At 43.9% G+C, this 26,420-nt stretch carries 29 protein-coding genes; 16 read left to right on the top strand and 13 right to left on the bottom strand.

Annotation, left to right across the window (positions count from 1 at the left end):
• The first annotated feature begins 68 nt into the window (after nt 1–68).
• Together NFS43_RS08830 and NFS43_RS08825 are read left to right on the top strand one after the other, a co-directional pair.
• Nucleotides 69–728, top strand: a complete 660-nt coding sequence (locus tag NFS43_RS08830; RefSeq protein WP_251551295.1) for an amino acid ABC transporter permease — start codon at nt 69–71, stop codon at nt 726–728.
• Nucleotides 721–1,443, top strand: a complete 723-nt coding sequence (locus NFS43_RS08825) for an amino acid ABC transporter ATP-binding protein (protein ID WP_251551294.1) — start codon at nt 721–723, stop codon at nt 1,441–1,443. Before NFS43_RS08830 ends, NFS43_RS08825 begins: the two co-directional genes overlap by 8 nt.
• A 130-nt stretch (nt 1,444–1,573) precedes the next feature.
• Here NFS43_RS08825 and prli42 read toward each other — a convergent pair whose 3' ends face one another.
• Nucleotides 1,574–1,672, bottom strand: a complete 99-nt coding sequence (gene prli42, locus NFS43_RS08820; RefSeq protein ID WP_251551293.1) for a stressosome-associated protein Prli42 — start codon at nt 1,670–1,672, stop codon at nt 1,574–1,576.
• 161 nt (nt 1,673–1,833) lie between these two features.
• Here prli42 and mce point away from each other — a divergent pair, with 161 nt between their 5' ends.
• The 4 genes from mce to NFS43_RS08800 all read left to right on the top strand — a co-directional run bounded on the left by mce (nt 1,834) and on the right by NFS43_RS08800 (nt 6,360).
• Nucleotides 1,834–2,247 (top strand): methylmalonyl-CoA epimerase, encoded by a 414-nt coding sequence (gene mce / locus NFS43_RS08815; protein WP_420910311.1) that lies wholly within the window; start codon nt 1,834–1,836, stop codon nt 2,245–2,247.
• On the top strand, nt 2,247–3,797 hold the full coding sequence (locus NFS43_RS08810) for an acyl-CoA carboxylase subunit beta (RefSeq protein ID WP_251551292.1): 1,551 nt from the start codon (nt 2,247–2,249) through the stop codon (nt 3,795–3,797). The genes mce and NFS43_RS08810 overlap by 1 nt, the downstream gene beginning before the upstream one ends.
• Nucleotides 3,798–3,888: 91 nt before the next feature.
• Nucleotides 3,889–5,010 (top strand): tripeptidase T, encoded by a 1,122-nt coding sequence (locus tag NFS43_RS08805; RefSeq protein WP_251551291.1) that lies wholly within the window; start codon nt 3,889–3,891, stop codon nt 5,008–5,010.
• 75 nt (nt 5,011–5,085) lie between these two features.
• The gene (locus NFS43_RS08800) at nt 5,086–6,360 is read left to right on the top strand and encodes a DNA polymerase IV (protein ID WP_251551290.1); all 1,275 of its coding nucleotides are present in this window, start codon (nt 5,086–5,088) and stop codon (nt 6,358–6,360) included.
• A gap of 116 nt (nt 6,361–6,476) precedes the next feature.
• Here the strand turns inward: NFS43_RS08800 and zwf are convergent, their stop codons facing one another.
• Nucleotides 6,477–7,946, bottom strand: a complete 1,470-nt coding sequence (gene zwf, locus NFS43_RS08795; protein WP_420910314.1) for a glucose-6-phosphate dehydrogenase — start codon at nt 7,944–7,946, stop codon at nt 6,477–6,479.
• Nucleotides 7,947–8,171: 225 nt separating this feature from the next.
• Between zwf and rnz the strand changes: the two genes are divergently transcribed.
• Nucleotides 8,172–9,098: a ribonuclease Z gene (gene rnz, locus NFS43_RS08790; RefSeq protein WP_251551288.1), complete on the top strand. Its 927-nt coding sequence runs from the start codon at nt 8,172–8,174 to the stop codon at nt 9,096–9,098.
• A 54-nt stretch (nt 9,099–9,152) separates the two neighbouring features.
• Entirely contained in the window at nt 9,153–10,280 is a 1,128-nt protein-coding gene (locus NFS43_RS08785; RefSeq protein WP_251551287.1) for a Gfo/Idh/MocA family protein, read from the top strand.
• A 112-nt stretch (nt 10,281–10,392) separates the two neighbouring features.
• Here NFS43_RS08785 and namA read toward each other — a convergent pair whose 3' ends face one another.
• Together namA and proC are read right to left on the bottom strand one after the other, a co-directional pair.
• Nucleotides 10,393–11,415: an NADPH dehydrogenase NamA gene (namA, locus tag NFS43_RS08780; RefSeq protein WP_251551286.1), complete on the bottom strand. Its 1,023-nt coding sequence runs from the start codon at nt 11,413–11,415 to the stop codon at nt 10,393–10,395.
• 90 nt (nt 11,416–11,505) lie between these two features.
• Nucleotides 11,506–12,345, bottom strand: a complete 840-nt coding sequence (gene proC, locus NFS43_RS08775) for a pyrroline-5-carboxylate reductase (RefSeq protein WP_251551285.1) — start codon at nt 12,343–12,345, stop codon at nt 11,506–11,508.
• Nucleotides 12,346–12,858: 513 nt separating this feature from the next.
• Between proC and NFS43_RS08770 the strand changes: the two genes are divergently transcribed.
• Together NFS43_RS08770 and NFS43_RS08765 are read left to right on the top strand one after the other, a co-directional pair.
• Nucleotides 12,859–13,821 carry an MBL fold metallo-hydrolase gene (locus tag NFS43_RS08770; protein WP_251551284.1) on the top strand — a complete coding sequence of 321 codons (963 nt, stop codon included), beginning with the start codon at nt 12,859–12,861 and terminating at the stop codon, nt 13,819–13,821.
• Nucleotides 13,822–13,852: 31 nt separating this feature from the next.
• Nucleotides 13,853–14,650, top strand: a complete 798-nt coding sequence (locus NFS43_RS08765; RefSeq protein ID WP_251551283.1) for an SDR family NAD(P)-dependent oxidoreductase — start codon at nt 13,853–13,855, stop codon at nt 14,648–14,650.
• An 82-nt stretch (nt 14,651–14,732) separates the two neighbouring features.
• Here the strand turns inward: NFS43_RS08765 and NFS43_RS08760 are convergent, their stop codons facing one another.
• The 3 genes from NFS43_RS08760 to NFS43_RS08750 all read right to left on the bottom strand — a co-directional run bounded on the left by NFS43_RS08760 (nt 14,733) and on the right by NFS43_RS08750 (nt 17,780).
• A complete protein-coding gene (locus NFS43_RS08760; RefSeq protein ID WP_251551282.1) occupies nt 14,733–16,841 on the bottom strand; it encodes an MMPL family transporter in 2,109 nt (702 codons plus the stop codon).
• A gap of 105 nt (nt 16,842–16,946) precedes the next feature.
• Nucleotides 16,947–17,525, bottom strand: a complete 579-nt coding sequence (locus tag NFS43_RS08755) for a TetR/AcrR family transcriptional regulator (RefSeq protein ID WP_251551281.1) — start codon at nt 17,523–17,525, stop codon at nt 16,947–16,949.
• A gap of 63 nt (nt 17,526–17,588) precedes the next feature.
• Nucleotides 17,589–17,780 (bottom strand): YqzH family protein, encoded by a 192-nt coding sequence (locus tag NFS43_RS08750; RefSeq protein WP_251551280.1) that lies wholly within the window; start codon nt 17,778–17,780, stop codon nt 17,589–17,591.
• Between the two features lie 157 nt (nt 17,781–17,937).
• Here NFS43_RS08750 and NFS43_RS08745 point away from each other — a divergent pair, with 157 nt between their 5' ends.
• Both NFS43_RS08745 and NFS43_RS08740 read left to right on the top strand, forming a co-directional pair.
• Nucleotides 17,938–19,197 (top strand): Y-family DNA polymerase, encoded by a 1,260-nt coding sequence (locus tag NFS43_RS08745; RefSeq protein ID WP_251551279.1) that lies wholly within the window; start codon nt 17,938–17,940, stop codon nt 19,195–19,197.
• A gap of 179 nt (nt 19,198–19,376) precedes the next feature.
• A complete protein-coding gene (locus NFS43_RS08740) occupies nt 19,377–19,712 on the top strand; it encodes a YolD-like family protein (protein WP_251551278.1) in 336 nt (111 codons plus the stop codon).
• A 42-nt stretch (nt 19,713–19,754) separates the two neighbouring features.
• On the opposite strand, the gene NFS43_RS08735 is transcribed toward NFS43_RS08740, so the two are convergent.
• The 4 genes from NFS43_RS08735 to NFS43_RS08720 form a co-directional block, all read right to left on the bottom strand.
• Nucleotides 19,755–19,961: a CDGSH iron-sulfur domain-containing protein gene (locus NFS43_RS08735; RefSeq protein WP_251551277.1), complete on the bottom strand. Its 207-nt coding sequence runs from the start codon at nt 19,959–19,961 to the stop codon at nt 19,755–19,757.
• Nucleotides 19,962–20,071: 110 nt separating this feature from the next.
• Entirely contained in the window at nt 20,072–20,989 is a 918-nt protein-coding gene (locus NFS43_RS08730; RefSeq protein WP_251551276.1) for an alpha/beta hydrolase, read from the bottom strand.
• A gap of 118 nt (nt 20,990–21,107) precedes the next feature.
• The gene (locus tag NFS43_RS08725; protein WP_251551275.1) at nt 21,108–21,248 is read right to left on the bottom strand and encodes a hypothetical protein; all 141 of its coding nucleotides are present in this window, start codon (nt 21,246–21,248) and stop codon (nt 21,108–21,110) included.
• 57 nt (nt 21,249–21,305) lie between these two features.
• Nucleotides 21,306–22,220: a hydroxymethylglutaryl-CoA lyase gene (locus NFS43_RS08720; RefSeq protein ID WP_251551274.1), complete on the bottom strand. Its 915-nt coding sequence runs from the start codon at nt 22,218–22,220 to the stop codon at nt 21,306–21,308.
• 174 nt (nt 22,221–22,394) lie between these two features.
• On the opposite strand from NFS43_RS08720, the gene NFS43_RS08715 reads away from it, so the two are divergent.
• Both NFS43_RS08715 and NFS43_RS08710 read left to right on the top strand, forming a co-directional pair.
• Nucleotides 22,395–22,646, top strand: coding sequence for a YqkE family protein (locus NFS43_RS08715; protein WP_251551273.1), 252 nt, complete (start codon nt 22,395–22,397; stop codon nt 22,644–22,646).
• On the top strand, nt 22,647–23,174 hold the full coding sequence (locus tag NFS43_RS08710; RefSeq protein WP_251551272.1) for a GrpB family protein: 528 nt from the start codon (nt 22,647–22,649) through the stop codon (nt 23,172–23,174).
• A 20-nt stretch (nt 23,175–23,194) separates the two neighbouring features.
• On the opposite strand, the gene NFS43_RS08705 is transcribed toward NFS43_RS08710, so the two are convergent.
• Both NFS43_RS08705 and mciZ read right to left on the bottom strand, forming a co-directional pair.
• Nucleotides 23,195–24,106: an aldo/keto reductase gene (locus NFS43_RS08705; protein ID WP_251551271.1), complete on the bottom strand. Its 912-nt coding sequence runs from the start codon at nt 24,104–24,106 to the stop codon at nt 23,195–23,197.
• Between the two features lie 66 nt (nt 24,107–24,172).
• A complete protein-coding gene (gene mciZ, locus NFS43_RS08700; RefSeq protein WP_251551270.1) occupies nt 24,173–24,304 on the bottom strand; it encodes a Z-ring formation inhibitor MciZ in 132 nt (43 codons plus the stop codon).
• Between the two features lie 74 nt (nt 24,305–24,378).
• Between mciZ and NFS43_RS08695 the strand changes: the two genes are divergently transcribed.
• Nucleotides 24,379–24,933, top strand: coding sequence for an NUDIX hydrolase (locus NFS43_RS08695; RefSeq protein ID WP_251551269.1), 555 nt, complete (start codon nt 24,379–24,381; stop codon nt 24,931–24,933).
• Nucleotides 24,930–26,093, top strand: a complete 1,164-nt coding sequence (locus tag NFS43_RS08690) for an endonuclease Q family protein (protein WP_251551268.1) — start codon at nt 24,930–24,932, stop codon at nt 26,091–26,093. Before NFS43_RS08695 ends, NFS43_RS08690 begins: the two co-directional genes overlap by 4 nt.
• The last annotated feature ends 327 nt before the right edge of the window (nt 26,094–26,420 follow it).

Genomic DNA, 26,420 nt, shown 5'->3' with positions numbered 1-26,420 from the left:
AATGAGACGTTTGGAAGAATTATGGCTTCTGGACGTCTCTGCTATTTTTATTAGGAAGGACGATAAACATGAATTTGGATTTTACGCAATTTATCCCTTCTCTGCCCTACATTTTAAAAGGTGTTATAGTAACCTTAAAAATTGTTATTTTAGCAGGGGTATTGGGATTTATCTTTGGTATTATTTTATCTTTATTTAAAATAAGCTCGATTAAAGTACTTGGCTGGTTTGCCGATCTATATACATCGATTTTCCGTGGAACTCCTCTCGTACTGCAGCTCATGCTGATTTATTTCGGGTCACCGCAGATTTTTGGCTTTCAAATCGAACCATATACAGCTGCCGTATTATCTTTTTCACTCAATTCTGGTGCTTACATTTCCGAGATTATCCGGGCTGGAATTCTGGCAGTCGATAAAGGACAGCAGGAAGCGGCGATGGCTTTAGGTGTACCGTACGGGAAAATGATGTGGGATATTATTCTGCCACAGGCATTAAAGAATATTCTGCCGGCATTATTGAATGAATTTATTTCCTTGACCAAAGAATCCGCCATTGTCACAACGATTGGGGTAATGGACATTATGCGCCGCTCTTATCAGGTAGGCGCGGAATATTACTCCTACTTTGAACCATTATTAATTGCCGGGTTGATTTATTATCTCATGGTAATTACATTAACCTTCTTAGGAAAAGCGGTTGAAGGGAGAATGAGACGCAGTGATTAAGGTAGAGAATTTATTTAAAAGCTATGGAAAACTTGAGGTATTAAAAGGGATCACTACTTCTATAAAAACTGGCGAAGTGGTGGCCATTATCGGTCCATCGGGATCAGGGAAGTCCACTTTCCTGCGCTGCATGAACCATCTTGAAAAACCGACAGGCGGAAGAATCTGGATTGGCGATCAGGAGCTGACCAATAAGAAAACCAATATTATGAAAGTCCGGCAAAATGTAGGCATGGTGTTTCAGCACTTTCATTTATTCCCGCATAAAACCGTTCTGGAAAATCTAACTTATGCTCCAGTTAAGACAAAAGGTTTAACAAAAGCTGAAGCGGAGAAAATAGGCTTTGAACTCCTTGGGAAAGTAGGCTTATCTGACAAGGCCAACGAATATCCTAATCGGCTGTCTGGAGGCCAAAAGCAGCGGGTAGCCATCGCAAGAGCACTGGCTATGCAGCCGGAGGTCATGTTATTCGATGAGCCGACTTCAGCGCTGGACCCAGAAATGGTCAAAGAAGTATTAGACGTTATGAAATCATTGGCCCATACAGGCATGACCATGGCGATCGTGACCCATGAAATGGGCTTTGCCAGGGAAGTAGCAGACAGGGTACTCTTTCTTGATAATGGAATGCTTATCGAAGACAGCGCTCCGCAAGAATTCTTCACAAGCCCGAAGAGCCAAAGAGCACAAGAATTCTTACAAAAAATGCTTTAATAAAAATCTGTTTAAAGATGGTCATCATTGGCCATCTTTTATTTTTGTGAACATGATAATTTTCAAATGAAGGCAAAGAGGATGACTTTTATGGGTGTACACCCATAAAAGTCATCCTCTTTTATGTTCACTAATTTAAAAACTTGGCGATTCCAAGGAGGAGGGTGGAGGCGAGCATAGCGAACAGCATCAAATAGACAATTATTTTTCTTGTTTTCTTATTTCTCAATGGATAAGTACCTCCTTATCACAAATCTATACAAACATTTTACATGGATGGGGCAAGTTTAACAACGGAACGGATATGGGAAATTAGGAAGGATTTATGAATTTTTTCTAGAATAATGTAATTGTCAAATAAATGTTAATATTGAGACTAGGGGAGAAATCATGATTAAAAAGGTAGACCATATTGGTATAGCAGTCAAGTCACTTGAAGCTGTTCTTCCTTTTTATACGAAGGTGCTGCAGCTTCCGCTGTTAAAGATTGAAGAAGTGGACAGCCAAAAGGTCAGAGTTGCCTTTCTGCAGGCAGGGGAAACGAAGCTTGAACTTTTGGAGCCTATCTCACCGGAAAGCGCTGTCTTCAAGTTTATAGAAAAACGCGGAGAAGGCATCCATCATGTTGCGCTGGGGGTTGAATCCATTGAAGAAAGAATCAGGCAATTGGAGGAACAAGGGATTCGGATGATTGACGAAAATCCAAGGCTGGGTGCTGGGGGAGCACACATCGCCTTTATGCATCCAAAATCGGCTTCTGGTGTGTTATTTGAGCTATGCGAAAAGAAAGGGATGAAGGGGTAATGATCGACATCTTTGAAAAAATTAATGAATTATATGATAAAAGAAGGGAAATCGAGCTTGGCGGCGGTGATGAGCGGATCGATAAACAGCATGCCAAAGGGAAGCTGACAGCAAGAGAACGGATTGATTTGTTAGTTGATAGCGGAACCTTTGTGGAGTTGAATCCGTTTATTGAACATCGGACCAATGATTTTGGCCTGGACGAACAAAAAGGGCCAGGTGATGGAGTCGTTACTGGTTTTGGAAAAGTAAACGGGCGGCCCATTTATTTATTTTCGCAGGACTTTACCGTCTTTGGCGGAGCCTTAGGGGAAATGCATGCCAAGAAAATCGCCAATGTCATGGATTTGGCGGCCAAGAATGGAACGCCGTTTGTTGGGTTGAATGACTCCGGAGGGGCGCGGATTCAAGAAGGAGTCGTTTCACTCGATGGATACGGGCAAATTTTTTATCGGAATGCCATTTATTCTGGGGTCATCCCGCAAATTTCAGTGATTATGGGCCCGTGTGCCGGAGGGGCCGTGTATTCACCTGCTATTACTGATTTTGTTTTTATGGTGGAAAAGACAAGCCAAATGTTTATTACAGGTCCAAAGGTGATCGAAACCGTAACAGGAGAAAATATTTCGCCGGAAAACTTAGGCGGTGCAGCCGTCCATAATTCGATCAGCGGTAATGCCCACTTTAAAGCGGCGACAGAAGAAGAGGTTTTGCAAAATGTCCGCAGGCTGCTAAGCTATTTGCCTCAAAACAATCAAGAGAAGCCCCCACGGCAAGATCATGACGAGCAGGATGATTATCGGCCAGACTTAATCGATGTCGTTCCGTTTGATGCCATCCGTCCATACGATGTCCGTAAAGTCATTGAACAGGTGGTTGATGAGGATTCGTTTATGGAAATCCACCAGGATTTTGCCAAAAATATTGTGGTTGGATTTGCCAGAGTGAAGGGAGAAACTGTCGGGCTTGTCTGCAATCAGCCTAAGGTCATGGCCGGCGGCCTGGATATTGATTCTTCTGATAAGGCGGCAAGGTTTATCCGGACCTGTGATTCTTTTAATATCCCAATTATTACATTTGAGGATGTCACCGGGTTTTTTCCGGGTGTCAAACAGGAGCATGGCGGAATTATCCGTCATGGGGCAAAGATTTTATTTGCTTATTCAGAAGCGACTGTTCCGAAGCTTACCGTTATTTTAAGAAAAGCATATGGAGGGGCCTATGTAGCTTTAAATAGTAAGTCGATAGGAGCTGACCTGGTTTTCGCCTGGCCTAATGCCGAAATTGCTGTTATGGGTCCTCAGGGGGCCGCGAATATTATTTTTGCCAAGGAAATTCAAAACAGCGAAAATCCTGAATGGACCAGGCAGCAAAAGATTGAAGAGTATCGGCAAAAGTTTGCCAATCCTTATGTTGCCGCCAGCAGGGGAATGGTGGATGATGTCATCGATCCAAGGGACACACGAATTAAGATTGTCCAGTCATTAGAAATGCTGCGGACTAAGCAAGAATCAAGACCGAATAAAAAACATGGGAATATTCCGTTATAAACAAGAATCGTGCCAGGTCAGCCTTTCATTTGATGATAGGAATCTGAAAAGGTATACTGATATAGTCAGTACATATTTGGAGGTCTTCGAAATGATTAATCAGGAACGACTGTTAAACGAATTTTTAGAGCTCGTTCAAATTGAATCGGAAACAAAAAATGAATCGCAAATTGCCAAAGTCCTTAAACAAAAGTTTACCGGCCTAGGCCTTGAAGTGGTGGAAGACGATACTACATCAGTGACCGGGCATGGTGCAGGTAATCTTATTTGCACCCTTCCGGCAACAAAAGAAGGGGTTGACCCAATTTACTTTACATCCCATATGGATACTGTGGTTCCGGCAAAAGGGGTAAAGCCATCGATTAAGGATGGATATGTTGTAACAGATGGTACCACCATATTAGGTGCCGATGATAAAACCGGCTTGTCCGTCATGCTGGAGACCATTCGGGTACTAAAAGAACAAAATATCGAGCATGGACTCATTCAATTTGTCATTACGGTCGGAGAGGAATCCGGTCTGGTCGGTGCCAAAGCATTAGACTCATCATTGCTGAAGGCAAAATACGGCTATGCGCTAGATAGCGACGGTTTAGTCGGTAACGTAGTGGTGGCTGCTCCGACCCAAGCAAAGGTAAAAACTGTGATATATGGAAAAACCGCTCATGCGGGTGTGGCTCCTGAGAAAGGCGTTTCGGCTATCACAATTGCTGCTAAGGCGATTTCGAAAATGCCATTAGGCCGAATTGATAAAGAAACGACTGCCAATATTGGCCGTTTTGAAGGCGGGCAGGCTACGAATATTGTATGCGACCGTGTTGATATTTTAGCAGAGGCCCGCTCACTTGTTCCTGAAAAAATGGAAGCCCAAGTCAGCAAGATGAAGCATGCTTTTGAAACGACAGCTGAAGAAATGGGCGGCAGAGCCGAAGTAAATGTGCAAGTCATGTATCCTGGCTTCAAATTTGGCGAAGGTGACCAAGTCGTGGAAATTGCCCGTAAAGCAGCAGCAAAAATTGGCCGCCGCTGTGAACTGCAGGAAAGCGGCGGCGGCAGTGATGCGAACGTCATCAATGGGTTAGGAATTCCAACTGTCAACCTTGCTGTTGGATATGAAGATATTCATACAACCAAGGAACGCATGCCAATTGAAGAATTATACAAATTGGCTGATATGACATTAGCGATAATAGATACCGTGTCTAATCAGTAGTTATTCTTTAAAGGAGAGCCATTGGCTCTCCTTTTTGTTATACTTAGGTCATAGATATGAACAAGGATGATCAAAATGAAAGAAATGTATCCGAAAAAAGGACGGGTCATTTTACATGTTGATATGAATAGTTTCTATGCTTCGGTAGAGATGGCTTATGATCCCAGTTTAAAGGGGAAGCCGCTGGCGATTGCCGGAAATGTGGAGGAGCGAAGAGGCATTATTGTCACTTGCAGCTACGAGGCGAGGAAATTTGGCGTGAAAACAACGATGCCGCTTTGGGAAGCTAAAAAATTATGTCCGCAGCTGATTGTGAAAAAACCTAACTTTGAGCGGTATCGTGCGGCGTCTATTGGTATGTTTACCATTTTAAGGAATTATACGAACCTGGTCGAACCTGTATCGATTGACGAAGGATACATGGATATCACCCATTCCTATGAATTGGGCAGCCCTATTGAAATTGCCCAAAATATTCAAAAGCGAATTTATGAACAGCTTGATTTACCTTGCAGCATAGGGGTTGCACCCAATAAATTTTTGGCAAAAATGGCCTCGGATATGAAAAAGCCAATGGGGATTACGATTCTGCGCAAACGTGATATTCCTTCAGTCCTGTGGCCTTTGCCCACTGATGAAATGCACGGAGTCGGCAAGAAAACGGCCGAAAAACTAAGGACGATTGGAATTCATACGATAGGTGATTTGGCAAAGGCTCATGAATTGCAGCTGAAAGCATTGCTTGGAATTAATGGAGTTCGTTTGAAGGAAAGGGCAAACGGAATTGATTTTCGCCCGGTAGATCCAGAATCGGTAGAGGAATTTAAAAGCATTGGCAATTCTACTACGCTGCCGATGGATGTCAGCCATCAGCAAGAGCTTTTTCAAGTGCTGGATTCGCTTGCGGAGACCGTTTCGATACGCATGAAGCGCAAGAATGTTCTTGCTGCGACAGTAGGAATAACGATCCGGTATAAGGATCGCAAAACCATAACAAGGAGCAAGAAACTAGAGAATCCAATCCAGCAGCAGGAGGATATTGCCGCCAACGCCAAACAGCTTTTGCTGAAGCATTGGAATGGTGATCCTGTCCGATTGTTAGGAATCACTGGTTATGACTTGGTGGAGCAGGATTCAGCCTATAAGCAGTTGGATTTGTTTACCTATGAAAAGGATGCAAAAAAAGAACCGTTATTAAAGACGTTATCGAATCTTCGGGATAAGTATGGCAAATCCATTATTGAAACTGCTGGTTCCCATAAGGAGGACCCTGCCGATGTTGGGACGGCTACAAGCTTTAATAAAGATTTTCTTCGCTCGTTTCCAAATAAACATCAAGAGGAAGAATAAACAGGCTCCATTGCATGACAGCAAATGGAGCCTGTTTATATATGTCGTCATTTGAGTTAATTGTCATGAGGACAAAAACCAAGCAAGGGAGCTGAGTTATGTCGCCATGAAGCCAATTATTTACAAACATCCACATCCATATTATTAACTGGCCACCAAAAGAAACCGTCTTTTTCTAAAAGCTCATCGGCTGCTTTAGGCCCCATGGATCCCGCTGGATAATTTGGAAAACTCTCTTCTTTGTTCTGTTCCCAATAATCTGAAATTTTATCAACAAATGCCCAAGAATAGGCAACTTCATCCCAATGAGTAAAATTAGTGGCATCACCGCGCATGCAATCCCAAAGCAGCTTTTCATAGCCCTCAGGCGTATTCATGGCATTCGTTCCTGTATTGGCAAAACTCAATTTAACCTCTTGTGCATCGAGGTGTCCACCCGCCTTTTTGGCATTGAGATGCAGAGTAATTCCTTCCTCCGGCTGTATGTGAATGACCAGCAGGTTAGGGTTCAGAACCTTTTCGGTCTGATAATATAAATTCATCGGAATATCTTTAAATTGAACAACAATCTTTGTTGTTTTTGCCGCCATCCGCTTCCCAGTTCGGATATAAAACGGAACACCGGCCCAGCGAAAATTATCAATTTTGATTTTTCCTGCCACGAAAGTTTCTGTATTCGAATCTTTTTCTACCATAGGTTCATCGCGATATTTAGGAACTGACTGATCATTGATAGTCCCTTCTCCATATTGCCCGCGGACAAAATAATCGTTTACCGCTTCTCCCTCAATCATTCTAAGCGCCCGGAATACTCTGACCTTTTCAGAACGGATTTCATCAGTAGTCAGCCGAATCGGCGGTTCCATCGCAAGCAATGCGACCATTTGCATCATATGATTTTGCACCATATCCCTAAGTGCCCCGCTTGTTTCGTAATAACGCCCGCGTTCCTCTACTCCCAGCGTTTCACTAGAGGTTATTTGTATATTGGAGATATAACGGTTGTTCCATAGCGGCTCGAAAATGGCATTAGCGAACCGGATTACTTCGATATTCCGAACCATTTCCTTTCCTAAATAATGGTCAATCCGATAAATCTCATCTTCGGAAAAGGCAGTTCGGATTTGATTGTTTAACTCAATGGCGGAAGTAAGGTCATGTCCAAACGGCTTTTCTATCACCAGCCGCTTGTAGCCTGTTACATCCGTCAGACCGTCAGATTTCAAATGAAGGGCAATCGTCCCAAAAAACTCAGGAGCCATGGCCAGATAAAAAATTCTGTTGCCCTCCAACTGATAGTGATGATCTATTTGATCGGCTAAATTTTTTAACGCCACATAGGAGGCAGAATCCGTTACGTCATGTGATTGATAGAAAAAATGGGAAACAAACTCATCAAGATTGTTTTTGTCCCCTAATGAAGACACGACTGAGTTACGGATATTCTGCTGGAATTCCTCGTTAGTTAACGGCCTTCTAGCCACGCCGATGACAGCAAATTTATCCAGTTTGTTTCGCTCGTATAACCGATAAAGGGAGGGGAATAATTTCCGCATGGCTAAATCGCCAGTAGCCCCAAAAATCATAATTAATGAAGACATGTTTTGTTCCACTATTTGAAACCTCGCTTTTTACTGGCATTTTTTTCTTATGTAAATCAAGATTAAATTTTAACGGTTTTTCTTAGAATTCTCAAATATAAAGGATTGCATGTATTCTATTATGTTCTATAGTAGTGAAGAGCATTAATTAAAAGTTTATGCTATATTAACCTATAGGAAGGGCAGTAACGGAAGAGAGGTGTTTTTGTTTTGGAGATTTTTTTCTTGGGGACAGGTGCAGGAGTGCCGGCAAAACTTCGAAATGTCACATCGATCGCTCTTAAGCTTCTTGATGAACGGGGAACGATCTGGTTATTTGATGCCGGGGAAGCCACGCAGCATCAAATTTTACATACATCCATTAAACCGCGGAGAATTGAAAAAATATTTATTACTCATCTCCACGGTGACCATATTTATGGCCTTCCCGGGTTATTAGCCAGCCGTTCATTTCAAGGCGGGGAGTCAGAAGTGACCGTATATGGGCCAAAAGGCATTAAAGATTATTTACAGGCGAGCCTTTCAGTCAGCCAGACCTATTTAAAATACCGATTAACGGTCATCGAAATTGAGGAAGGTGTCATTTTTGAGGACGGTCAATTTTTCGTAGAAGCGCGGCTCTTGGACCATGGGATTCCTTCCTACGGGTATCGGATTGTAGAAAAAGACAAACCCGGGACCCTGCTTGCTGAAAAGCTGAGGGAGGCAGGTGTACAGCCCGGCCCCATTTTTAGAAAAATAAAAAATGGGGAAACGGTTTTGCTTGAAGATGGCAGAGTGATCAATCCGGCTGAATTTCTTGGCCCTCCCCAAAAGGGGAGAATTGTTGCCATTTTAGGTGACACCCGCTTTACAGAGAATGCGGCTAAACTTGCGGAAAAGGCAGATATTCTCGTTCATGAAGCCACATTCGCTAAGGGAGAAGAAAAGCTGGCATATGAGTATTTCCACTCCACGGCCTATCAGGCAGCAATGATTGCCAGGCAAGCTGGCTGCAAACAATTATGTTTAACCCATATCAGTGCCAGGTACGACCGAAATGCTTCCAAAGAATTGGTGAAAGAAGCCATGGAGGTCTTTCCCGCTATCGATATAGCCGAAGATTTTAAGGAAATTTCGATTCCGCTTTCTAAATAATTCATGAGTTTTCACATAAGCCTTTTTAAAATAACATTCAAATGAGGGAGAAGCATGAGTGTAAAGGTTGGTATCATTGGGATTGGACAAATGGGAAAATCCTATGCCCTGAAATTAGACAAGGGTTTCATTGAAGGAGCTGAGTTAACGGCTGTTTGCGGCCGGCTGACTCAACACGAATGGGCAATCACTAATTTGAAGGACCAAGTGAAATTTTACGAGGATGAAAGTGCATTTTTTAATGAATCAGGGATTGAGGCAGTTTTAATTGCAACACCACATTACAGTCATCCTGAGCTTGCCATGAAAGCTTTTGCAAAAGGCATGGATGTTCTTTTGGAAAAGCCGGCGGGTGTTTATACGAAGAATGTATTAGAAATGAATGAGGCAGCGGCCAGGAGCGGGAAAGTGTTTTCGATGATGTTCAACCAGCGGACAAACCCGCTATATCAAAAACTGCGGAATCTGATCCTTTCTGGTGAGCTTGGTGAAATCAAACGGACAAATTGGATTATCACCGATTGGTACCGTTCCCAAAGCTATTATGATTCAAGCCATTGGCGTGCCACTTGGAAGGGGGATGGAGGAGGTGTCTTATTAAATCAAGCTCCTCACCAATTAGACTTGTGGCAATGGACGACTGGTCTTTTGCCAACGCGTGTCCATGCATTTTGTCATTATGGAAAATACCATGATATTGAAGTGGAGGATGATGTGACAGCGTACGTGGAATATGAAAATGGGGCAACGGGCGTATTCATTGCCTCTACGGGTGAGGCCCCGGGGACCAATCGTTTCGAAATCCAGGGGAACCGCGGGAAAATTGTAATAGAAAATGATGCCCTTTCATTTTATCGGTTGACTCAGTCGGAACGGGAATTTAATGCAGTCTATAAAGGCAGCTTTGGAAAACCGGAATGCTGGACCATTGATATTCCAATTACCGGGGAAAACACTGGCCATCAAGGGATTATCCAAAACTGGATTGATGCCATCATAAAAGGGACACCGCTGCTTGCGCCCGGCGAAGAGGGAATCAAGGGAGTAGAACTAGCCAATGCGATTTACTTATCTTCATGGCTAAATCAAACCATTGAATTGCCAGTTGATGCCGATCTTTACTATGAAAAATTACAGGAAAAGATCCATCAATCCCAATTTGCGAAACAAAAGAAAGTTTAATTCATTGAATATAAACATGCAATTATGGTTGAGGCCTTAGGAATGTTAAAAAAGTAGTGCAATGTGAAAAAGCACTACTTTTTTATTTTTAAACCCGATGTACGTCCGTTGATTAGAAATTCCAGCCCCGCTCGTATGGCTTCGGTGAATCAATAGAAACCCCCAACTCTTTGGCAGCCCTTCGTGACCAATATGGGTCACGGAGTAATTCACGCGCAAGAAAGATTAAATCTGCCCGATTGTTCTCTAAGATTTCCTCTGCGTGGGCAGGGGAGGTAATCAATCCTACAGCGCCTGTTGGCACATCAGCGCCATTTCGAATGGTTTCAGAATAAGGCACTTGGTAGCCAGGATATGAATGGATATGAGCAGGCACAACCGCCCCGGAGCTGACATCAATCAAATCCACACCCTGTTCTTTCATCCATTTTGCAAATGGCACATAATCCTCAGGCACCAGTCCGCCTTCTTGATAATCATGTGCGGACACCCTGACGAATAATGGCCCGTCCCAAACGGTTTTAACTGCATCAATGACCTCACGAAGAATCTGATAGCGATTTTCCTTCGTGCCGCCATATTCATCGGTCCGTTGATTGCTAAGCGGGGAGAGAAATTCATTAATTAAGTATCCATGGGCTGCGTGGATTTCAATGACATCAAACCCGGCTTTTTTTGCCCGTTCTGCACCGTCCCTGAAAGCAGCCACTGTTTCTTTAATATCCTCTAATGTCATTTCTTTTGGTGTCTTGCTTTTTTCATTAAAAGCAATAGCTGAAGGAGCAATGATTTCCCCTTCTAATACAGCTTTTCTGCCGGCGTGGGCGAGCTGGATGCCAATCTTGGCCCCATGCTCTTTTACGAGTCCGGCCAGTTCTTGCAGACCCTCGATATGCTCATCACTCCAGATGCCCAAATCCTGTGGAGTGATGCGGCCTTGTGGTGTCACGGCAGTCGCTTCGACAATGATCAGGCCGACCTGGCCGACAGCTCTCGAGGTATAGTGAGTGCGATGCCAGTTCAGTACATGCCCGTCTTCATTATGGCTGGAATACATGCACATTGGCGCCATGACGATTCGATTTTTAAATGTCACGTCCTTGATTGTATAAGGAGAAAATAATTTTGCTGTCATTCAAATGCCCTCCTGTATGTTTGATTAACCAAGACTAGTATAGCAAATGATGACCCATTCCTGTGTTCCCCGTGTTCGGCGAATTTTGAGTTAGCGTTTTTCTACTGTCAGCTTGGAACTTAAAGCAGCTCCCAATCTTCTTGATTGGGCAGTGGCTGCTTTAATGCAGGAAACGAATGCCTGCTTGACGCCGTGTTCTTCTAGGACGCGGACTCCGGCTTCTGTTGTGCCGCCCGGGCTTGTGACTTCCCGGCGCAATTGTTCTGGTGGTTTAGCGGAGTTTTTTACCATTTCTGCTGCCCCGATTAAAGTCTGGACAATCAGCTGTTTGGCCATTTGCTTTTCCAGGCCAATCTCCGCGGCGCTATTTTCCATAGCTTCGATTAAGTAATAAATATAAGCAGGTCCGCTGCCGGATAATCCGGTTACTGCATCAAGCTGATCTTCTTCCACAAAGGAGGTTAAACCAACCGATTCAAACAGTTTCCTTGCGGTTTCAATCTGATGATCGGTCACACGTTCGTTCACAGCAATGGCAGTAGCTGATTTTCCTACTGCCGCGGATGTATTCGGCATGGCACGGGCGATGGCTAATGGCTTTTCCGCCAGAGCTTCAATCGTGTCCATCGATACTCCGGCAAGCACGGAAACAATCAGCATGGATTCGGTTAAATGCCCGCCAATATAGTCGATGGCAGTTCCCGCATCCTTTGGTTTCATTGCCAGCATAACAATCTCCGCACCATCAAAGAGTGCGTTTAAGTCATATGTGGCTTGGATGCCATACCGCTCCTGCACTTGAGATAATCTTTCTTGGTTAGCGTTGTTGGTCACCCAAACATTTTTTCTGTCAATTAATTCCTTTTCAAGAATGCCTGAGATAAAGGCCTCAGCCATCGAACCGGCACCAACAATGGCAATCTTTTGCATCCCTATTCCTCCTTTTCATCCTAAAAATAGCCCAGTTGATTATGTTAACAATAAAAAGACCCTTCATCCATAAAGGACGAAAGGTCTTAAAGCCTCCGCGGTACCACCTTCATTTACTCCAATAATGCCTTCTGCTTACTAGAGTCCACTCGAACCCGTTAACGCCGGGATTACGCCAGGTTTTCCTAAGTGCTCATAAGGTAGGTTCAATGATCAAGCGGGCGGTGAAGCCTTTCAGCCTGAGGACTTCACTCTCTTTCGCCATTTCTCATTTACTGGCCTTAGTCATCGCATAAAAAATTAAATTTTACTAGTGATTATGCAAGATAAACAGCATATCTGTCAATAGATAAGATTATTGAATTTTTAAAAACTTTTTTGGGTATTTTGCAAAAATAATGACAATCACTAGAAAAATCGCTAAACTTTTATTCATAATAGAAAAATCCCCATAAAATTTACCAATTAGAAAAGGACTTATTATTTAACCATATCAACTAAGGAGTTTTGTTCATGACTGAATGGAAAGATGGAATAGCCAAGATCACACTCCCGACTCCTTTTCCGGTCGGGGATGTGAATGTTTATTTGATTGATGGAGACCGGTTGACGCTTGTGGACGTCGGCCCTAAAACAAAAGAAGCATGGGAATCATTGAATTGGCAGCTGCAGGAGTTAAAGGTATCTCCTAAGGATATTGAACAGGTGGTGCTTACCCACGACCATCCAGACCATGCGGGCATGCTTGACTTTTTTCCTGACTCGCTTGAAGTCATTGGCCATCCGTTGAATGAGCGCTGGACCTGCCCATCGGAAGAATTTTTGCATCAACTGGAGGATTTCTTTGGTTCGCTGTTTCAGAAGGCTGGACTGCCTCAGGAGTTTGCCTCCTATGCAGCTAACTTAAAAAAAATGTTAAAGCATTCCTGCAGCCGATCGTTGTCGGGATTTTTGTCAGAAGGGATGCGGCCGCCCGGCCTGCCAGATTGGCAGGTGATAGAAACACCGGGCCATGCCCAAAGCCAGATTGGGCTTTTTCGGGAAAGGGACGGTGTTCTTATTGGCGGTGATGTGATCTTGGCGCATATATCGCCGAATCCTTTGCTCGAACCGCCGGTGCCTGGTCAGACAGAGAGACCAAAACCTCAGCTGCAGCATAATTATTCCATGCAAAAACTCCTGTCCTATCCGATTCAAATGGTTTACACAGGACATGGCAGTGAGGTGTTTGAACTGAAGGAGCTGGTGGAGAAAAGGCTAATCCGTCAGCACGAACGCGCGATGACTGTCAATGAGTGGCTGAAAACCGAACAGCTGACGGCATTTGAAATCTGTCAGCGCCTGTTTCCTTCGGCATATAAGCGTGAGCCATTTTTAACGATATCGGAAACAGTGGCACAGCTTGACTATTTAGCATCCATCGGAGAAATTAATAGTATGGATACGCAGCCTATCCTTTTTTATGCAAAGGCGTAATGCATAAGGATCACTCAGATGAGGTGTTAACATGGCAAGTGAAAAGCTAAAAGGAAAAAATATCGTCATTACGGGTGCTTCAGGCGGAATCGGTGCTGAGATTGCCAAGCTCTGTGCCGCACGCGGGGCTGATCTGGTCCTGCTTGCCCGCAGCATCGACAAGCTGCAGCAGCTTGAAAGTGAACTTGAACATAAGCATGGAGTAAACGTGGAAGTTTTTCAGTTGGATGTAGCCCGTACCGACCAGGTGCAGGCGGTCTTTGAACAGGTTTTTCGTGATATTGGGCACATTGATATACTAGTCAACAATGCTGGGTTTGGCGTTTTTCGTGAAGCACATGAAGCCAAGATGGATGAAATCAAAGAAATGTTTGAGGTCAACGTCATTGGGTTAATGGCCTGTACGAGCATGGTGCTGCCGAAAATGCGGGCTAGGCGGTTTGGCCATATCATTAATATTGCTTCTCAGGCAGGCAAGATTGCCACTCCTAAATCAAGTGTTTACTCCGCGACTAAACATGCGGTTCTCGGTTATTCGAATGCCCTGAGAATGGAGCTTGATGATTACCATATCCAAGTTACAACAGTGAATCCAGGACCGATTGCCACCAACTTTTTCAGCATTGCCGATGAAAAGGGAACGTACGTAAAAAGTGTCCAGCGGTTCATGCTGCAGCCAGACTTTGTTGCCCGTAAAGTGGTGGACAGCATGCTGACGAGAACACGGGAAATTAACTTGCCGCGCTGGATGAATATGGGCAGTGTGGCTTATGTTTTATTTCCGCGGCTGTTTGAACGGATTGGGAAAAAAGTGCTGAATAAGAAGTAGATGGATTTTTGCATGATAAAAGGAGCTTGTTTTGAAACAAGCTCCTTTTTATCTATCTGTATAGTAAACAAATGAACCTGGTTTATTTATCTGCACTTACTGTTTTATCCTTTTCCAATAACACAATTAGACTAGGCAATAGCATTCCTCTTATAAGGAAGGTATCCAAAATAATGCCGACTGCCACGATAAAGCCAAAGACAAATAGCAATTCAATTGGCTGGGTCATGAGGACGGCAAACGTTGCCCCAAGAATAATGCCGGCTGAGGAAATCACGCCGCCGGTATTGGCAACGGCAATTTCAACGGCTTCCTTGACGGAGTGTGTCTTTCTCTCCTCCTGGTATCTGGAAATGAGCATAATATTGTAATCAATCCCTAGTGCAACCAAGAATACAAACGAATAGAGCGGGACACGGTTACTGATCGAATCAATCTGAAAGAACAGATGGCTCAAGAACATTCCAAGTCCAAGCGCAGCCAGGAAGGAAACCAATATCGTTCCCATCATGTAAACAGGCATCTTGACAGATTTAGTTAGGATAATCAAAAGGGCGAAGATTAACACGGTTTCTAAGATGACAATCAGGATGACATCGCGATTATTCACATCACGGTCATCTACTTTTGCTGCGGTTTCTCCTGCAAAATAAAGCTTTCCATCAAGACCGCTTTCCTTGACCATTGCTGCGCTCTTGTTGATTATTTTTTCCATCGCATCGATGGTTTGGACTGAATAAGGATTTCCTTTAAACGTCAGGCTATAGTTAACAACTTTTTGATCTTCTGTTCCCCCGTTAATACGCACGCTGCTGACGGGCGGCTGTTTTTCAAGCGTACTCTTTAATTCCGCTTGCTGTCCTGCTGTCAAGGCTTGTTTCGATTCAAATAACACGGTTGCCGGCGCAAGGTCTCCCGCTTCAAACTTATCTCCTAAAATTTCATACCCCTGACGGGAAGGCATATCCTCCGGAAAAGACTTCATGGTGTCAAATTCATACTTTATATTCACTATATTGCTGGCTGCAGCCACGAGTAAAAGGCCAATGACGGCCGCAGACATTCCCGGTTTTTTTGAGACAAACCGTCCGATTTTCGCCCAGAGCGTATGCTTATGGATGATTTGTTCGCCGACACGTGGTATCCGCGGCCAGAAGGATTTTCGGCCAAATAATGTAAATAAAGCCGGCACGAGCGTGACTGAGGCAATCATGATGATAGCCATTGCCGTTGCGAAGGTCGGAGCAAAGTTACGGTAATCGCCAAACTTAGCGAAAAATAACACCAGCATTGCGGCTAAGACGGTGCCGCCAGAAAAGAACACGGGCATGCCAGTTTCTCTCATAGCCGCCTGCATCGCTTCATACTTGCTTGCATGGAGGCTAAGCTCCTCACGATAGCGGGAGAAAACAAATAAAGAATAATCAATCACCGCCGCAAACAACAAGATCGACATGATCGAAACCGTTTGGCTGCTGATGGCCAGCCCTGATGCTCCCATGATGCCAAGAATCTGACTGACGACTTCATATACGAACACAGCGGCCAGCAGTGGAATCAACGCCAGCAGCGGCGATCGGTAAATGACTATTAATAATACTAAAATAAGTCCAACCGTTGAGAATAATAAGACAAAATCTGCGCGGGAAAATAAATCGATTGTATCGACCGCAATTCCAGCTGGGCCTGTTACATATAATTTTAAATCGGATGAATCTTTTACCACCTTGCTGATTTTTTCGATAGAGGTGCGGATTTCCTTCGTTTCGATTGAGGAATCAAACGTTAAAGGAATGACAGCGGTCGTTTTATCATCTGAAAAAAATCCTGCTGCTGCTTGAGGCGGCAGTTGGGATAAGGAAACAACCTGCTGTACCCCATGAATTTTTTTCTGGTGTATTTGATCTAGCAGAGAAGCGAGCTCGGTATAGTCAATTTCTTTATTATTTGCCTGGAAAACTAAAATGGCAGGTGTCCCGTCATTGTTTTCAAAATACTGGTCCACTTTCTTTTGGGCAACCACAGATTTAGCATCATCCGGCAGTGAGTCAATTCTAGAAACCTCATAATCTCGTACACTTGGTGCAAACACAGCCAAAGCCATTGTAATGATTAGCCAGGCTGCCAGGGTAATCCACATGCCTTTTTTGGTTGTTGTTCGATCGGTAATTGCTTGTAAAAATGTCTTCATCCTGTTCTCCTTTCAAAAAAATCTAAGGTAACATAAATGTCACTTTTTGTGTGGATAAATCACTGACACTTGTTATCATGATTATCCTTCAAAGTGACACAAGTGTCAATTACTCCGTTTTAAGATTCCATGGCACAACAATTCTTGAATGGAAGCAGTCCATTCTGACTGAGGGATATGTAAGCGATTAGGAATCATAATTGCTTGAAAAATCATCCCGATAATAACGGAATCTGGAATGGAAGACTTTATTTTTTGTTCCATCTTTCCTTTTGTGACCAGTCTTTGGCAATAGTTATACATTTCAAAATGCAGCCGCCCCAGACTTTCAATATTTTGCCTCACTTTGTTGTTTCCATTGATTGGAATTCGCCGCCCGATTTCAATCATGTAGGGAACAGCAGAATTTTGAAAGATTAGGTTTAATAAAATAGTGAACTGTTCTTCGAAGTCTTTGTGCAGTTCGATTTGCTTTAGTTCGGCGAGAAATCTTCCCATTTCATAAATCATATATTCGGTGATTAATTCCTCGCGGTTGTCAAAATATTTATAAAGTGCCCCTCTTGAGACTTCTAATTGTTCTGCCAGCAGACTAAAGGTAAATCCCTCATAGCCGTGCTGGAGCAGAATTTGCTCAGTGGCCTGAAATAAGTCAGCCGTTGTGAATTTACGTTCTCGTGCCATTTGTGCATACCCCCATTCATTTATATGTCATTCATTCATTGCCGCTCCGCTTTTAGTTTAAAATCAGCCGGTTAAAAATTCATATACTTTGTCATTGATCACTTCGTATAAATCAGCGCCCGGGTCCTGCTGTTTTTCTAAGAGAATCTGCCTGGCCAGCCCGTCTAATTCTTTTTCGCCTATCGGTACAGTATCGGGTTCACTGTACTGTTTAAAACAATTTAAGATCATTTTGGTTATTAGTTTTTTCTCCAACGGAATGCACCTCATCCACATTATACCGTTTTTCCGAAACGGTGCCACTTTGGAAATAGGACAAAAAATTTCCATTGAATGCGAACGCATATTCGCTTAAAATAATAGATATAATAAAAGAACAGGTGTTCGATATTGATACAAAGAGGGAAATGACATGGTCGATTACAGCACGTTACCGCAGAATACAATTTTATGTGTCGATATGAAGAGTTTTTATGCCAGCTGCTCGGCTGTTATGGAAGGGCTTGATCCTTTGGACTGCTATGTAGCCATTGTGGGTGACAAGGAACGGCAGGGGAGTGTCGTGCTGGCTGCTTCCCCGAGGTTAAAAAAGGAATTTGGCATTAAAACGGGCTCACGGCTGTTTGAGATTCCCAAAGATCCTAGAATTAAAATTGTTGAGCCTAAGATGGCCACGTATTTACGGATTTCTACAGAAATCACCCGTTTGTTCAACCGCTATGTCCCAAAAGAAGCGATTCATGTCTATAGTGTGGATGAAAGCTTTATTAAGGTGGATGGCGTCCTGCACTTGTGGGGGGATGCATGGACAATTGCCAGAAAAATCAAGGACGATATTGAGCGGGAATTTCAGCTGCCCTGCGCAATTGGAATTGGTCCTAATATGCTGCTGGCGAAACTTTGTCTGGATTTGGATGCCAAGCATCATGAAGTTGCCGAATGGACGTATGATGATGTGCAAACAAAGCTCTGGAAGGTAGCGCCGTTAAGCGAAATGTGGGGGATTGGCCGCAGGGTCGAAAAAACATTAAACGGTATGGGGATTTTTAGCGTTGGCCAGCTGGCTTGCTATGATTTGGAAAAATTGGAAAAGAAGTTCGGCGTTATGGGCAATCAGCTGTACCACCATGCCTGGGGTGTTGATCTTTCTGATTTGGGGGCACCGATTATAGAAGGCCAGATCAGTTTTGGCAAAAGCCAAATTTTGCTCCGCGACTATAAAGACGAAGAAGAAATCAAGCATGTCATCTTAGAAATGTGCGAAGAGGTAGCCCGGAGAGCGAGAACGCGGTGCAAAGCCGGGCGGACGGTTACTCTTGGAATTAGCTACAGCCAGGATGAATTTGGCGGCGGCTTTAATCGGGCCAGAACCGTCAAGGAGCCGACAAACGTGACGATGGATCTTTACCGGGTTTGTCTCGAATTATTTCACGAGCATTATAATGGCAAGACAGTAAGGCAGATTTCAATTTCCCTTGGCAATATTGTGGAAGACTGTGAGATGCAGCTCGATTTGTTTGACATGGGGGCCTATAAAAGGCGGGAGCTTGGTTATGTGGTTGACTCGGTTCGCAGGCGTTTTGGTCCGGGGGCTCTCTTAAGGGCGGTTTCTTATACCTCCGGTGGAACGGCCAAACACCGGGCAACCCTTGTGGGCGGACATAAAAGGTAAAAAGAAAAGCGGAAGCGCCTTGACCAGGGGCGACAGGCATAAGACGAGCCGGCGGGAAGGCTGTTTTTTGGCCTTCTTGACGGATTGGCTTATGACCCAGAGCCCCTAGGCGCTGGAGCTGGACAAAAGAAAAGCGGAAGCGCCTTGTGGCATTTCCAGTATGAAAAGAGGTGAGGCGGATGATTCGGGACCGTGGAAGAATAAAATGGACGTCGATGATGCTGCCTGAACACGTAAAAATGCTTAGAGACTGGGTTAAGGAAGATCAGTATGAACAGCCAAAGGAAATGGATGAGCAGCAGCTTGAACTCATGAATGAAACATTATCGGAGGCGATTGAATTCGATCAAAATGTCACCATTACCCATTATTGCCATTCCCGCTATGAAATTGTCATTGGGAAAATTCATTATTGGGATGAATTGGCTCAGAAGCTTCATGTGGTTGACCATTTTGGCGAGGCGCATAGGATTCCTATGAAGGCAATTGCCGATATACGGCTGACAGACTTATAATGGCCAAAAAGCGGCTGATTTTGATCAACCGCTTTTTGCATTTTATTCTTCTTTTGGAACCCGGACTTGTGATTGGAAATTCCCTTTATGGGAGCCGTCGCAAAAAGGTTTGTTATTGCTCATTCCGCAGCGGCACAGGGAAAAGGATGGCTTTGTCGTATAAGCATTCCCCTCGCCATCCAGCAACTCCACATCCCCGGTAATTCTCAATGATCCATTGTCATTCACTTTAATCTGCACTTTTGACATGCAAGCACCCCTTCATAAAAAATGTATTAATTTGAGATTAAATGGAAGAAGAGGAAATTGCAAGAAGATTTCGCTTTTAATTCTTGTTCCAACAATTAGATACTCTCTTTTTAATTAGGCTGAGCTGCTACATACCGGCCTAAAAATTCATCCACCACCCGTTCATAATCTGAGCGGTTTTCATTAAACGACTGAGCATGGCGTCCATTTTCAGCAATATATATCATCTTTGGACCTTGTTTATGCTCGTATAAATCATTTGTCATCGAAGGCAGAATAAAATCATCATCCCGGCTGTGAATGAACAAAATGGGCTTTTTAATATTTTCAATCACTGAAATGGGAGACACATTCCGTATGGAATATTTATCCCGCAAGCGCAAGAAAAGGTCCCCAATTGGAAGCAGCAGCCCAGGGCGGATTTTGAAATCCCGTTTAATCACATGTGCGAGCTGTTCCTTGAAATCAGAAAATGGGCAGTCCGCCACATAAAAATCGGCTCCATCCTCCAATAATCCGGCATACAAGAGCATGGTCGCGGCTCCCATTGATTCCCCGTGAATTCCAAGAAGCAAATCTTGGCCTTTCTCGTTTTTCAGCCAGTCAACTACGGCCTTTAAATCGAATTTTTCATAGTGTCCAAAGCTAGTTGTTTTTCCGCCGGATTCCCCGTGGCGGCGATGGTCATAAATCAAGGTGTTAAAGCCGCGATCGAGAAAGAGTTTCATATACTTAACGGAATTGATTTTGGTCTCGGTTACTCCATGAGAGATAATCACATAACGGTTCGTATCATGAGGTTCCACCAGCCAGGCTTTGATGGTATAGCCAAATGGGGAAGGAATGTCAACATCCCGTTTTGGCAGGGACTCTAATTCCTCAGGATGAAACCTTCCCGCATCTTTCTCCCGCTGCAAGATGAAATCCTCATCCTTTTTCTTCATATACATCAGCCGGTTTGTAAAATATAAACCAATCGCCAGCCAGAAAAAAAGTATAAAAAACAGGACACGAAATGCCTTTTTCATACTGTGGCACCTCCAGAAGTAAGTGAATAGAACGGTGAAATTTGGATAATTTTACAAGTTTTATTTTAACAAAGAAAGAGCCGCTGATACCAATAAGCGGCTCTGAACATTTGTTTCATTACGCTTCCGCGTTATGCCGTTTGGTCGGGTGGATGGCCTTTTCTGCTTCTTCAGCGGCCATCATCCGCTTGCCTCCGCCTGCGGATTCAGCAAAGTCTTTCCCTTTTTGGCTGTAGCCTTTATCACGTTTATGGCTCATGGATGAGTCTCCCTTCAAGATGGTCTCATTTAATAAGATGCATTGATAGAAGGGGCATTATTCGTGAGATTGAACAGACTTTGCATGCAAGCGGTAAAAGCCGCTATCGATGGGTCTGGAAAGGTGAGGGAGGACAATGTTAATGGCAGCCGTGAGACGGTCCAGGTCAATGCCGGTCCTGATTCCCATCCGCTCCAGCATGTACACGACATCCTCCGTTGCCGCATTACCGCTTGCCCCGGGGGCAAATGGGCAGCCGCCAAGACCGCCAGCTGACGTATCAAATCGGGTAATGCCCGCTTGCAGCGACGCTAAAATGTTGGCAAGTGCCATTTTTCTCGTGTCATGGAAATGAGCGGTCAAAAGGACATGGGGAAATTCCTGGACCAATTTTGAAAACAAGGAGTAAGCCTCATGGGGTGCCGCCATTCCAATGGTGTCCGCAACGCTTAACTCATCGACCCCAGCTCTGGCGAATTCCCGGCATAACTTAATTGTATCCTCTTCGCTGATTTTTCCCTCGTAGGGGCAGTGAAAGGCGGTCGAAATACAGGCCCGCACAAAATAATGTTTTTCCTTCAGCTCTCTAAGAATTGGAACGAGTTCTTCCAAACTATCCTTGGTTGTTTTATTAATATTTTTTTGATTAAAAGTATTGCTGACCCCGACGAACACGGCAACGGCGCTGCAGTTGGTTGCAAACACCCGGTCAAAGCCTTTGCGATTAGGGACAAGCACAATGTTTCTAGTTTGGCCATCCAGACAGTTTGCCACAATGTCAGCTGCATCCCCCATTTGCGGCACCCACTTGGGCGACACAAAGGAGGTCAGCTCCATCTCCTGAATTCCGGCAGTTTTTAATGCCAAAATAAATAGCTTCTTCACTTCCGTTGGAACAAACGACTTTTCATTTTGTAATCCGTCACGCGGGCCAACCTCGATTATCGTGACTTCTTTAGGCAATGTAAGCATCCTGTACCTCCTCTATGGGATGATACTTTTATTGTGGAGCGGGATTCTTGAAAAATCAAGAATAAAGAGAATATTGAGAAAATAAGAGGGAGTAGTATAATTCTTTTCAAATGATTTAGCCATTTAATGGTGCTATAATGATAAAAATATTAGTTCTTTAAGGAGCGTCATAGAATGAAGAAAAGGCACAACAAACCCGCAGCCAAACCGAAAAAGGACGAAGCAGCCGTAACATTAAAAGACCGGATGAATCCCAGCTTACTGAAACAGCTGACGGAACAAAAAGAGCAGCTGAGAGCGGAAGAGGAAAAGCGGATCGAAGCAGAAGAGCAAAGAAAGCGCGAAGAAAGAAAATTAAAAGAGAAAAATAAATCATTTGAAGAATTATTGAATGAAAGCAGCATGAATTGGAAGGAATTCAAATAAATGAACGTAAGAAAAGTAGAGGTAGTACCTTACCGCACTGAGTGGATGGAACTTTTTCAGCAGGAAAGCCAAAGGATCAAAAGCATTTTCGTATCGCATGATGTAGCCATTCATCATATAGGCAGCACTTCTGTGCCGGGATTATCGGCAAAACCAATCATTGATTTACTGGCAGAAGCATCAGATATAGACATCTTCGATGAAGCGATTCCCATTTTTGAGGCGGAAGGATATATCGCAAAAGGAGAAAATGGGATAGCCGGCAGAAGATTCTTTATTAAAAATAATGCCAGCGGAGAACGGCTCTATCATCTCCATGCATTTCAAACGGGCAGCCCGGACATTCATAGACACCTCTTATTCCGGGACTATCTGCGTCAACACCCGGAAGAAGCCGCACGTTATGCAGAAATAAAAATAACTGCTGCCAAGCAGTATCCAAATGATATTGCCTCTTATATCAGCTATAAAGACTCGATCGTGAAAGAAATCGAGACAAAAGCGATAGAATGGGGACAAACCAGATAAAGGAGAGCCCGGGCTCTCCTTTATCTGTGCTCTTTATATGTGTTTGCCTTTGTTAATTTCTTAATAACGGCAATCTCATCCTCCGTCAACGGCTTGCTGTTTACGGCAGCTGCGTTTTGTTTGACTTGATTTGGGCTGCTGGCTCCAGCAACAATCGATGCGACGGCAGGATTTGCAAGATTATAGTGCAGCGCCACCTCCGTAAACGGGCGTTGGGCCGCCAGTTTTTCTTTTAGTAAAGGCAGGATTTCCTGCAAGTCTTGTAAACTATAATCCAAATAACCTGCGTCTGCCGCTTTTTCCAACAGCATATCACTCAGCAGGCCTTTAGCAACCGGCCCGCGGGTGACAACGCTAATGCCATGCTCCTCGAGCAGCGGCAAAGCCTCTTCTTCAGGCCGGCGGTCCAACATGCTATATTGCATCATCACAGAGACGATATTGGATTTCTTGACATATTCCCGGATGACATTTGGGCGGATCGAGGAGATGCCATAATAGCGAATCAAGCCTTCAGCCTTCAATTCTTCAAATGCCTCAATCGTTTCATCAATCGGATCCTGGATGGTCCCTCCATGCAATTGGTAGAGGTCGATATAATCAGTTCCAAGTCTCTTTAAGCTGCCTTTAACCGCTTCTTTTATGTAGGCCTTGGAGGGGTCCCATGTCCAGCCAGTTTTGTCTGGTTTCCAGCGATTTCCTGCTTTTGTGGCAATAATCACCTGATCACGAACTTTTTTTAAAGCTTCCCCGACTAATTTTTCATTTTCGCCTGCATCGTATAAATCGGCTGTGTCAAAATAATTGACGCCCTCTTCCAGAGCTGTTTCGATAATGTTCAAGGCGGTGTTTTCGTCTGTCCCAATCGACATGCACCCAAGACCAAGTTCGCTTACGTACAAATCGGAACTTCCAAGTCGTCTTTTTTTCAAAAAAATTCCCCCTGTTCTTTTACCGTCAATTTTATCTAAAACAGGGCAGACTATCAAACGGCAGCTTTATTTTTGACTGACTGCTTTCATCCATTCGGAAACGGTAGTATAGTCTTTGTTATATTCTTTAAGCTTTTGAAGAACTTCCCAGCATTTGCCGGCCAGAGTGATTCCTTTGTCATGTACATACACTTTCATCTTTATACCCCTCCAGTTAAAGTATGGTAAAATGTATGTCGACAGTTGAACGGAATAGAACGGAGTGACAGAAAATGAACAAATTAGAAGAAAAAACAATAAGCAGTGAAGAAATTTTTTCAGGAAGAGTCATCAGCCTGCACGTACAAGAGGTAGAGCTTCCCAATGGGAATCATTCGAAACGGGAAATTATTAAACATCCGGGAGCTGTGGCCATTTTGGCTGTGACGGATGACAATAAAATTTTGATGGTCGAGCAATTCCGCAAAGCGCTGGAAAAAACGATTGTCGAAATACCAGCAGGGAAATTGGAAAAAGGGGAAGATCCTGCAGAGTGTGCCCGAAGAGAGCTGGAAGAGGAGACTGGGTATGAATGCAAAAGCCTGGAACGGATAGCATCCTTCTACACGTCACCTGGGTTTGCCGACGAAATTGTCTATGTGTTTTTAGCCAGTGGGTTATCGAAAAAAGAAAATGCTGCCGGCCTTGATGAAGACGAGTTTGTAAATTTGGAAGAAATCACGCTTGAAGAGACGCTGCAATATGTTGAACAGCAAAAAATCTATGATGCCAAAACCATCTATGCCATTCAATACTTACAGCTGCAAAAGGCAATAGGAGCAAAATGAATCGGTATTATGTAGATTTACATATCCATATTGGGCGGACATGGACAGGTAAACCGGTCAAAATTACCGGAGCCAAATCGCTGACGTTTACCAATATTATAGAGCACGCCCGGCATGTAAAAGGACTGCAAATGGTCGGGATCATTGACAGCCATTCCCCAGAGGTTATGGAGGAGATGGAAAGCTTGATCAAGAGTGGGGAAGTTTACGAGCATCCGGAGGGCGGCTTGGTTTTTGGAGATTTAACCATCATTTTAGGTTCAGAACTGGAAATTTACGATGAGCAATGCAACGGCCCGATTCATGTATTGTGTTTTATGCCCGCACTTAAGGAAATGAAGGAGTTTTCCCGCTGGCTATCCAGCTATTTGAAAAATATCCAGCTTAGTTCGCAGCGGGTTTACATGACCGGACTTGTTTTGCAGCGGAGAGTAAAAGAAATGGGCGGACTTTTTATACCGGCCCATGTTTTTACGCCGTTTAAAAGCTTGTATGGAAAAGGGGTCAATCGTTCCTTGACAGAAGTATTTGATCCAAACTTAATCGACGGAATAGAGCTTGGCTTAAGTTCCGATACTCAAATGGCGGACCAATTGGAGGAACTCCATCACTATACGTTTGTGACGAATTCAGACGCCCATTCATTGGCGAAAATTGCCCGTGAGTATCAAGTAGCGGCAATGGAGGAACCGTCGTTTGCCGAGCTGCAAAAAGCTCTTAACAGAGAAGATGGAAGAGCGATTATTGCTAATTATGGGCTGGACCCTTTGCTAGGCAAATATCACAAGACTGTCTGTGCCAAATGTTTGAATCTGCTTGGAAGTGAGGACCAAATCTGTGATTTCTGCGGCAGTAAAAAGGTTATTAAGGGTGTGGCAGACAGGATCTTAGAATTAAAGACAGCTGAATCGAGCCCGTCTTGGCGGCCGCCTTATATTCATCAGGTTCCTCTTGAGTTTATTCCCGGATTGGGGCCGCGCCTGCTGGAAAAACTGATTGATCATTTTGGCAGCGAAATGGCGGTTTTACATGAAGTTCCTTATGAGGCACTGAGCCAGACAGTTCCTGTGAAAATAGCTGAAATGATCATGAAAGCCAGGGAAGGGACAGTAAATCTGGCGGCTGGCGGCGGTGGAAAGTACGGAAAAATATCGGAATAAACGGTCTCTAGTTAGGGGCTGTCCATTAGGGGTCTGACTCTACGCCTAGACCAATATATAGAAAATAGAACGTTTTTTCTATATATTGCGGGGTGGTGTCTGACCTCTTTGCTTTTTGGACAGTCTCTTCTTATGGTTAGAATCAATGTTTTTCGTTTCTGAATAATATCTTTTTTTATAAAGGCATTTGATAGAAAAATGTAATTCAAATGACCGGAGGCTGTGGAAAAGAGTCTATAGGGTAAATAGGGTGTTTATTGCAAAATAAAAGTACAGAGGTTTGCGAGGAATTTGTGCAGAATCTAACTGCATAAAAAATAGGCTTGC

Source organism: Neobacillus muris (assembly GCF_943193175.1).
Lineage (GTDB): Bacteria > Bacillota > Bacilli > Bacillales > Cytobacillaceae > Neobacillus > Neobacillus muris.
This window is presented reverse-complemented; position numbering and strand designations above follow the sequence as displayed.

Excerpts from the sequence above, each read along its gene's own strand:
- NFS43_RS08830 (WP_251551295.1), top strand. The coding sequence starts at position 69 with ATGAATTTGGATTTTACGCAATTTATCCCTTCTCTGCCCTACATTTTA.
- mce (WP_420910311.1), top strand. The coding sequence starts at position 1,834 with ATGATTAAAAAGGTAGACCATATTGGTATAGCAGTCAAGTCACTTGAA.
- NFS43_RS08810 (WP_251551292.1), top strand. The coding sequence starts at position 2,247 with ATGATCGACATCTTTGAAAAAATTAATGAATTATATGATAAAAGAAGG.
- NFS43_RS08805 (WP_251551291.1), top strand. The coding sequence starts at position 3,889 with ATGATTAATCAGGAACGACTGTTAAACGAATTTTTAGAGCTCGTTCAA.
- NFS43_RS08800 (WP_251551290.1), top strand. The coding sequence starts at position 5,086 with ATGAAAGAAATGTATCCGAAAAAAGGACGGGTCATTTTACATGTTGAT.
- zwf (WP_420910314.1), bottom strand. The coding sequence starts at position 7,946 with ATGATTTTTGGGGCTACTGGCGATTTAGCCATGCGGAAATTATTCCCC.
- NFS43_RS08785 (WP_251551287.1), top strand. The coding sequence starts at position 9,153 with ATGAGTGTAAAGGTTGGTATCATTGGGATTGGACAAATGGGAAAATCC.
- namA (WP_251551286.1), bottom strand. The coding sequence starts at position 11,415 with ATGACAGCAAAATTATTTTCTCCTTATACAATCAAGGACGTGACATTT.
- proC (WP_251551285.1), bottom strand. The coding sequence starts at position 12,345 with ATGCAAAAGATTGCCATTGTTGGTGCCGGTTCGATGGCTGAGGCCTTT.
- NFS43_RS08770 (WP_251551284.1), top strand. The coding sequence starts at position 12,859 with ATGACTGAATGGAAAGATGGAATAGCCAAGATCACACTCCCGACTCCT.
- NFS43_RS08765 (WP_251551283.1), top strand. The coding sequence starts at position 13,853 with ATGGCAAGTGAAAAGCTAAAAGGAAAAAATATCGTCATTACGGGTGCT.
- NFS43_RS08760 (WP_251551282.1), bottom strand. The coding sequence starts at position 16,841 with ATGAAGACATTTTTACAAGCAATTACCGATCGAACAACAACCAAAAAA.
- NFS43_RS08755 (WP_251551281.1), bottom strand. The coding sequence starts at position 17,525 with ATGGCACGAGAACGTAAATTCACAACGGCTGACTTATTTCAGGCCACT.
- NFS43_RS08745 (WP_251551279.1), top strand. The coding sequence starts at position 17,938 with ATGGTCGATTACAGCACGTTACCGCAGAATACAATTTTATGTGTCGAT.
- NFS43_RS08740 (WP_251551278.1), top strand. The coding sequence starts at position 19,377 with ATGATTCGGGACCGTGGAAGAATAAAATGGACGTCGATGATGCTGCCT.
- NFS43_RS08735 (WP_251551277.1), bottom strand. The coding sequence starts at position 19,961 with ATGTCAAAAGTGCAGATTAAAGTGAATGACAATGGATCATTGAGAATT.
- NFS43_RS08730 (WP_251551276.1), bottom strand. The coding sequence starts at position 20,989 with ATGAAAAAGGCATTTCGTGTCCTGTTTTTTATACTTTTTTTCTGGCTG.
- NFS43_RS08725 (WP_251551275.1), bottom strand. The coding sequence starts at position 21,248 with ATGAGCCATAAACGTGATAAAGGCTACAGCCAAAAAGGGAAAGACTTT.
- NFS43_RS08720 (WP_251551274.1), bottom strand. The coding sequence starts at position 22,220 with ATGCTTACATTGCCTAAAGAAGTCACGATAATCGAGGTTGGCCCGCGT.
- NFS43_RS08715 (WP_251551273.1), top strand. The coding sequence starts at position 22,395 with ATGAAGAAAAGGCACAACAAACCCGCAGCCAAACCGAAAAAGGACGAA.
- NFS43_RS08710 (WP_251551272.1), top strand. The coding sequence starts at position 22,647 with ATGAACGTAAGAAAAGTAGAGGTAGTACCTTACCGCACTGAGTGGATG.
- mciZ (WP_251551270.1), bottom strand. The coding sequence starts at position 24,304 with ATGAAAGTGTATGTACATGACAAAGGAATCACTCTGGCCGGCAAATGC.
- NFS43_RS08695 (WP_251551269.1), top strand. The coding sequence starts at position 24,379 with ATGAACAAATTAGAAGAAAAAACAATAAGCAGTGAAGAAATTTTTTCA.
- NFS43_RS08690 (WP_251551268.1), top strand. The coding sequence starts at position 24,930 with ATGAATCGGTATTATGTAGATTTACATATCCATATTGGGCGGACATGG.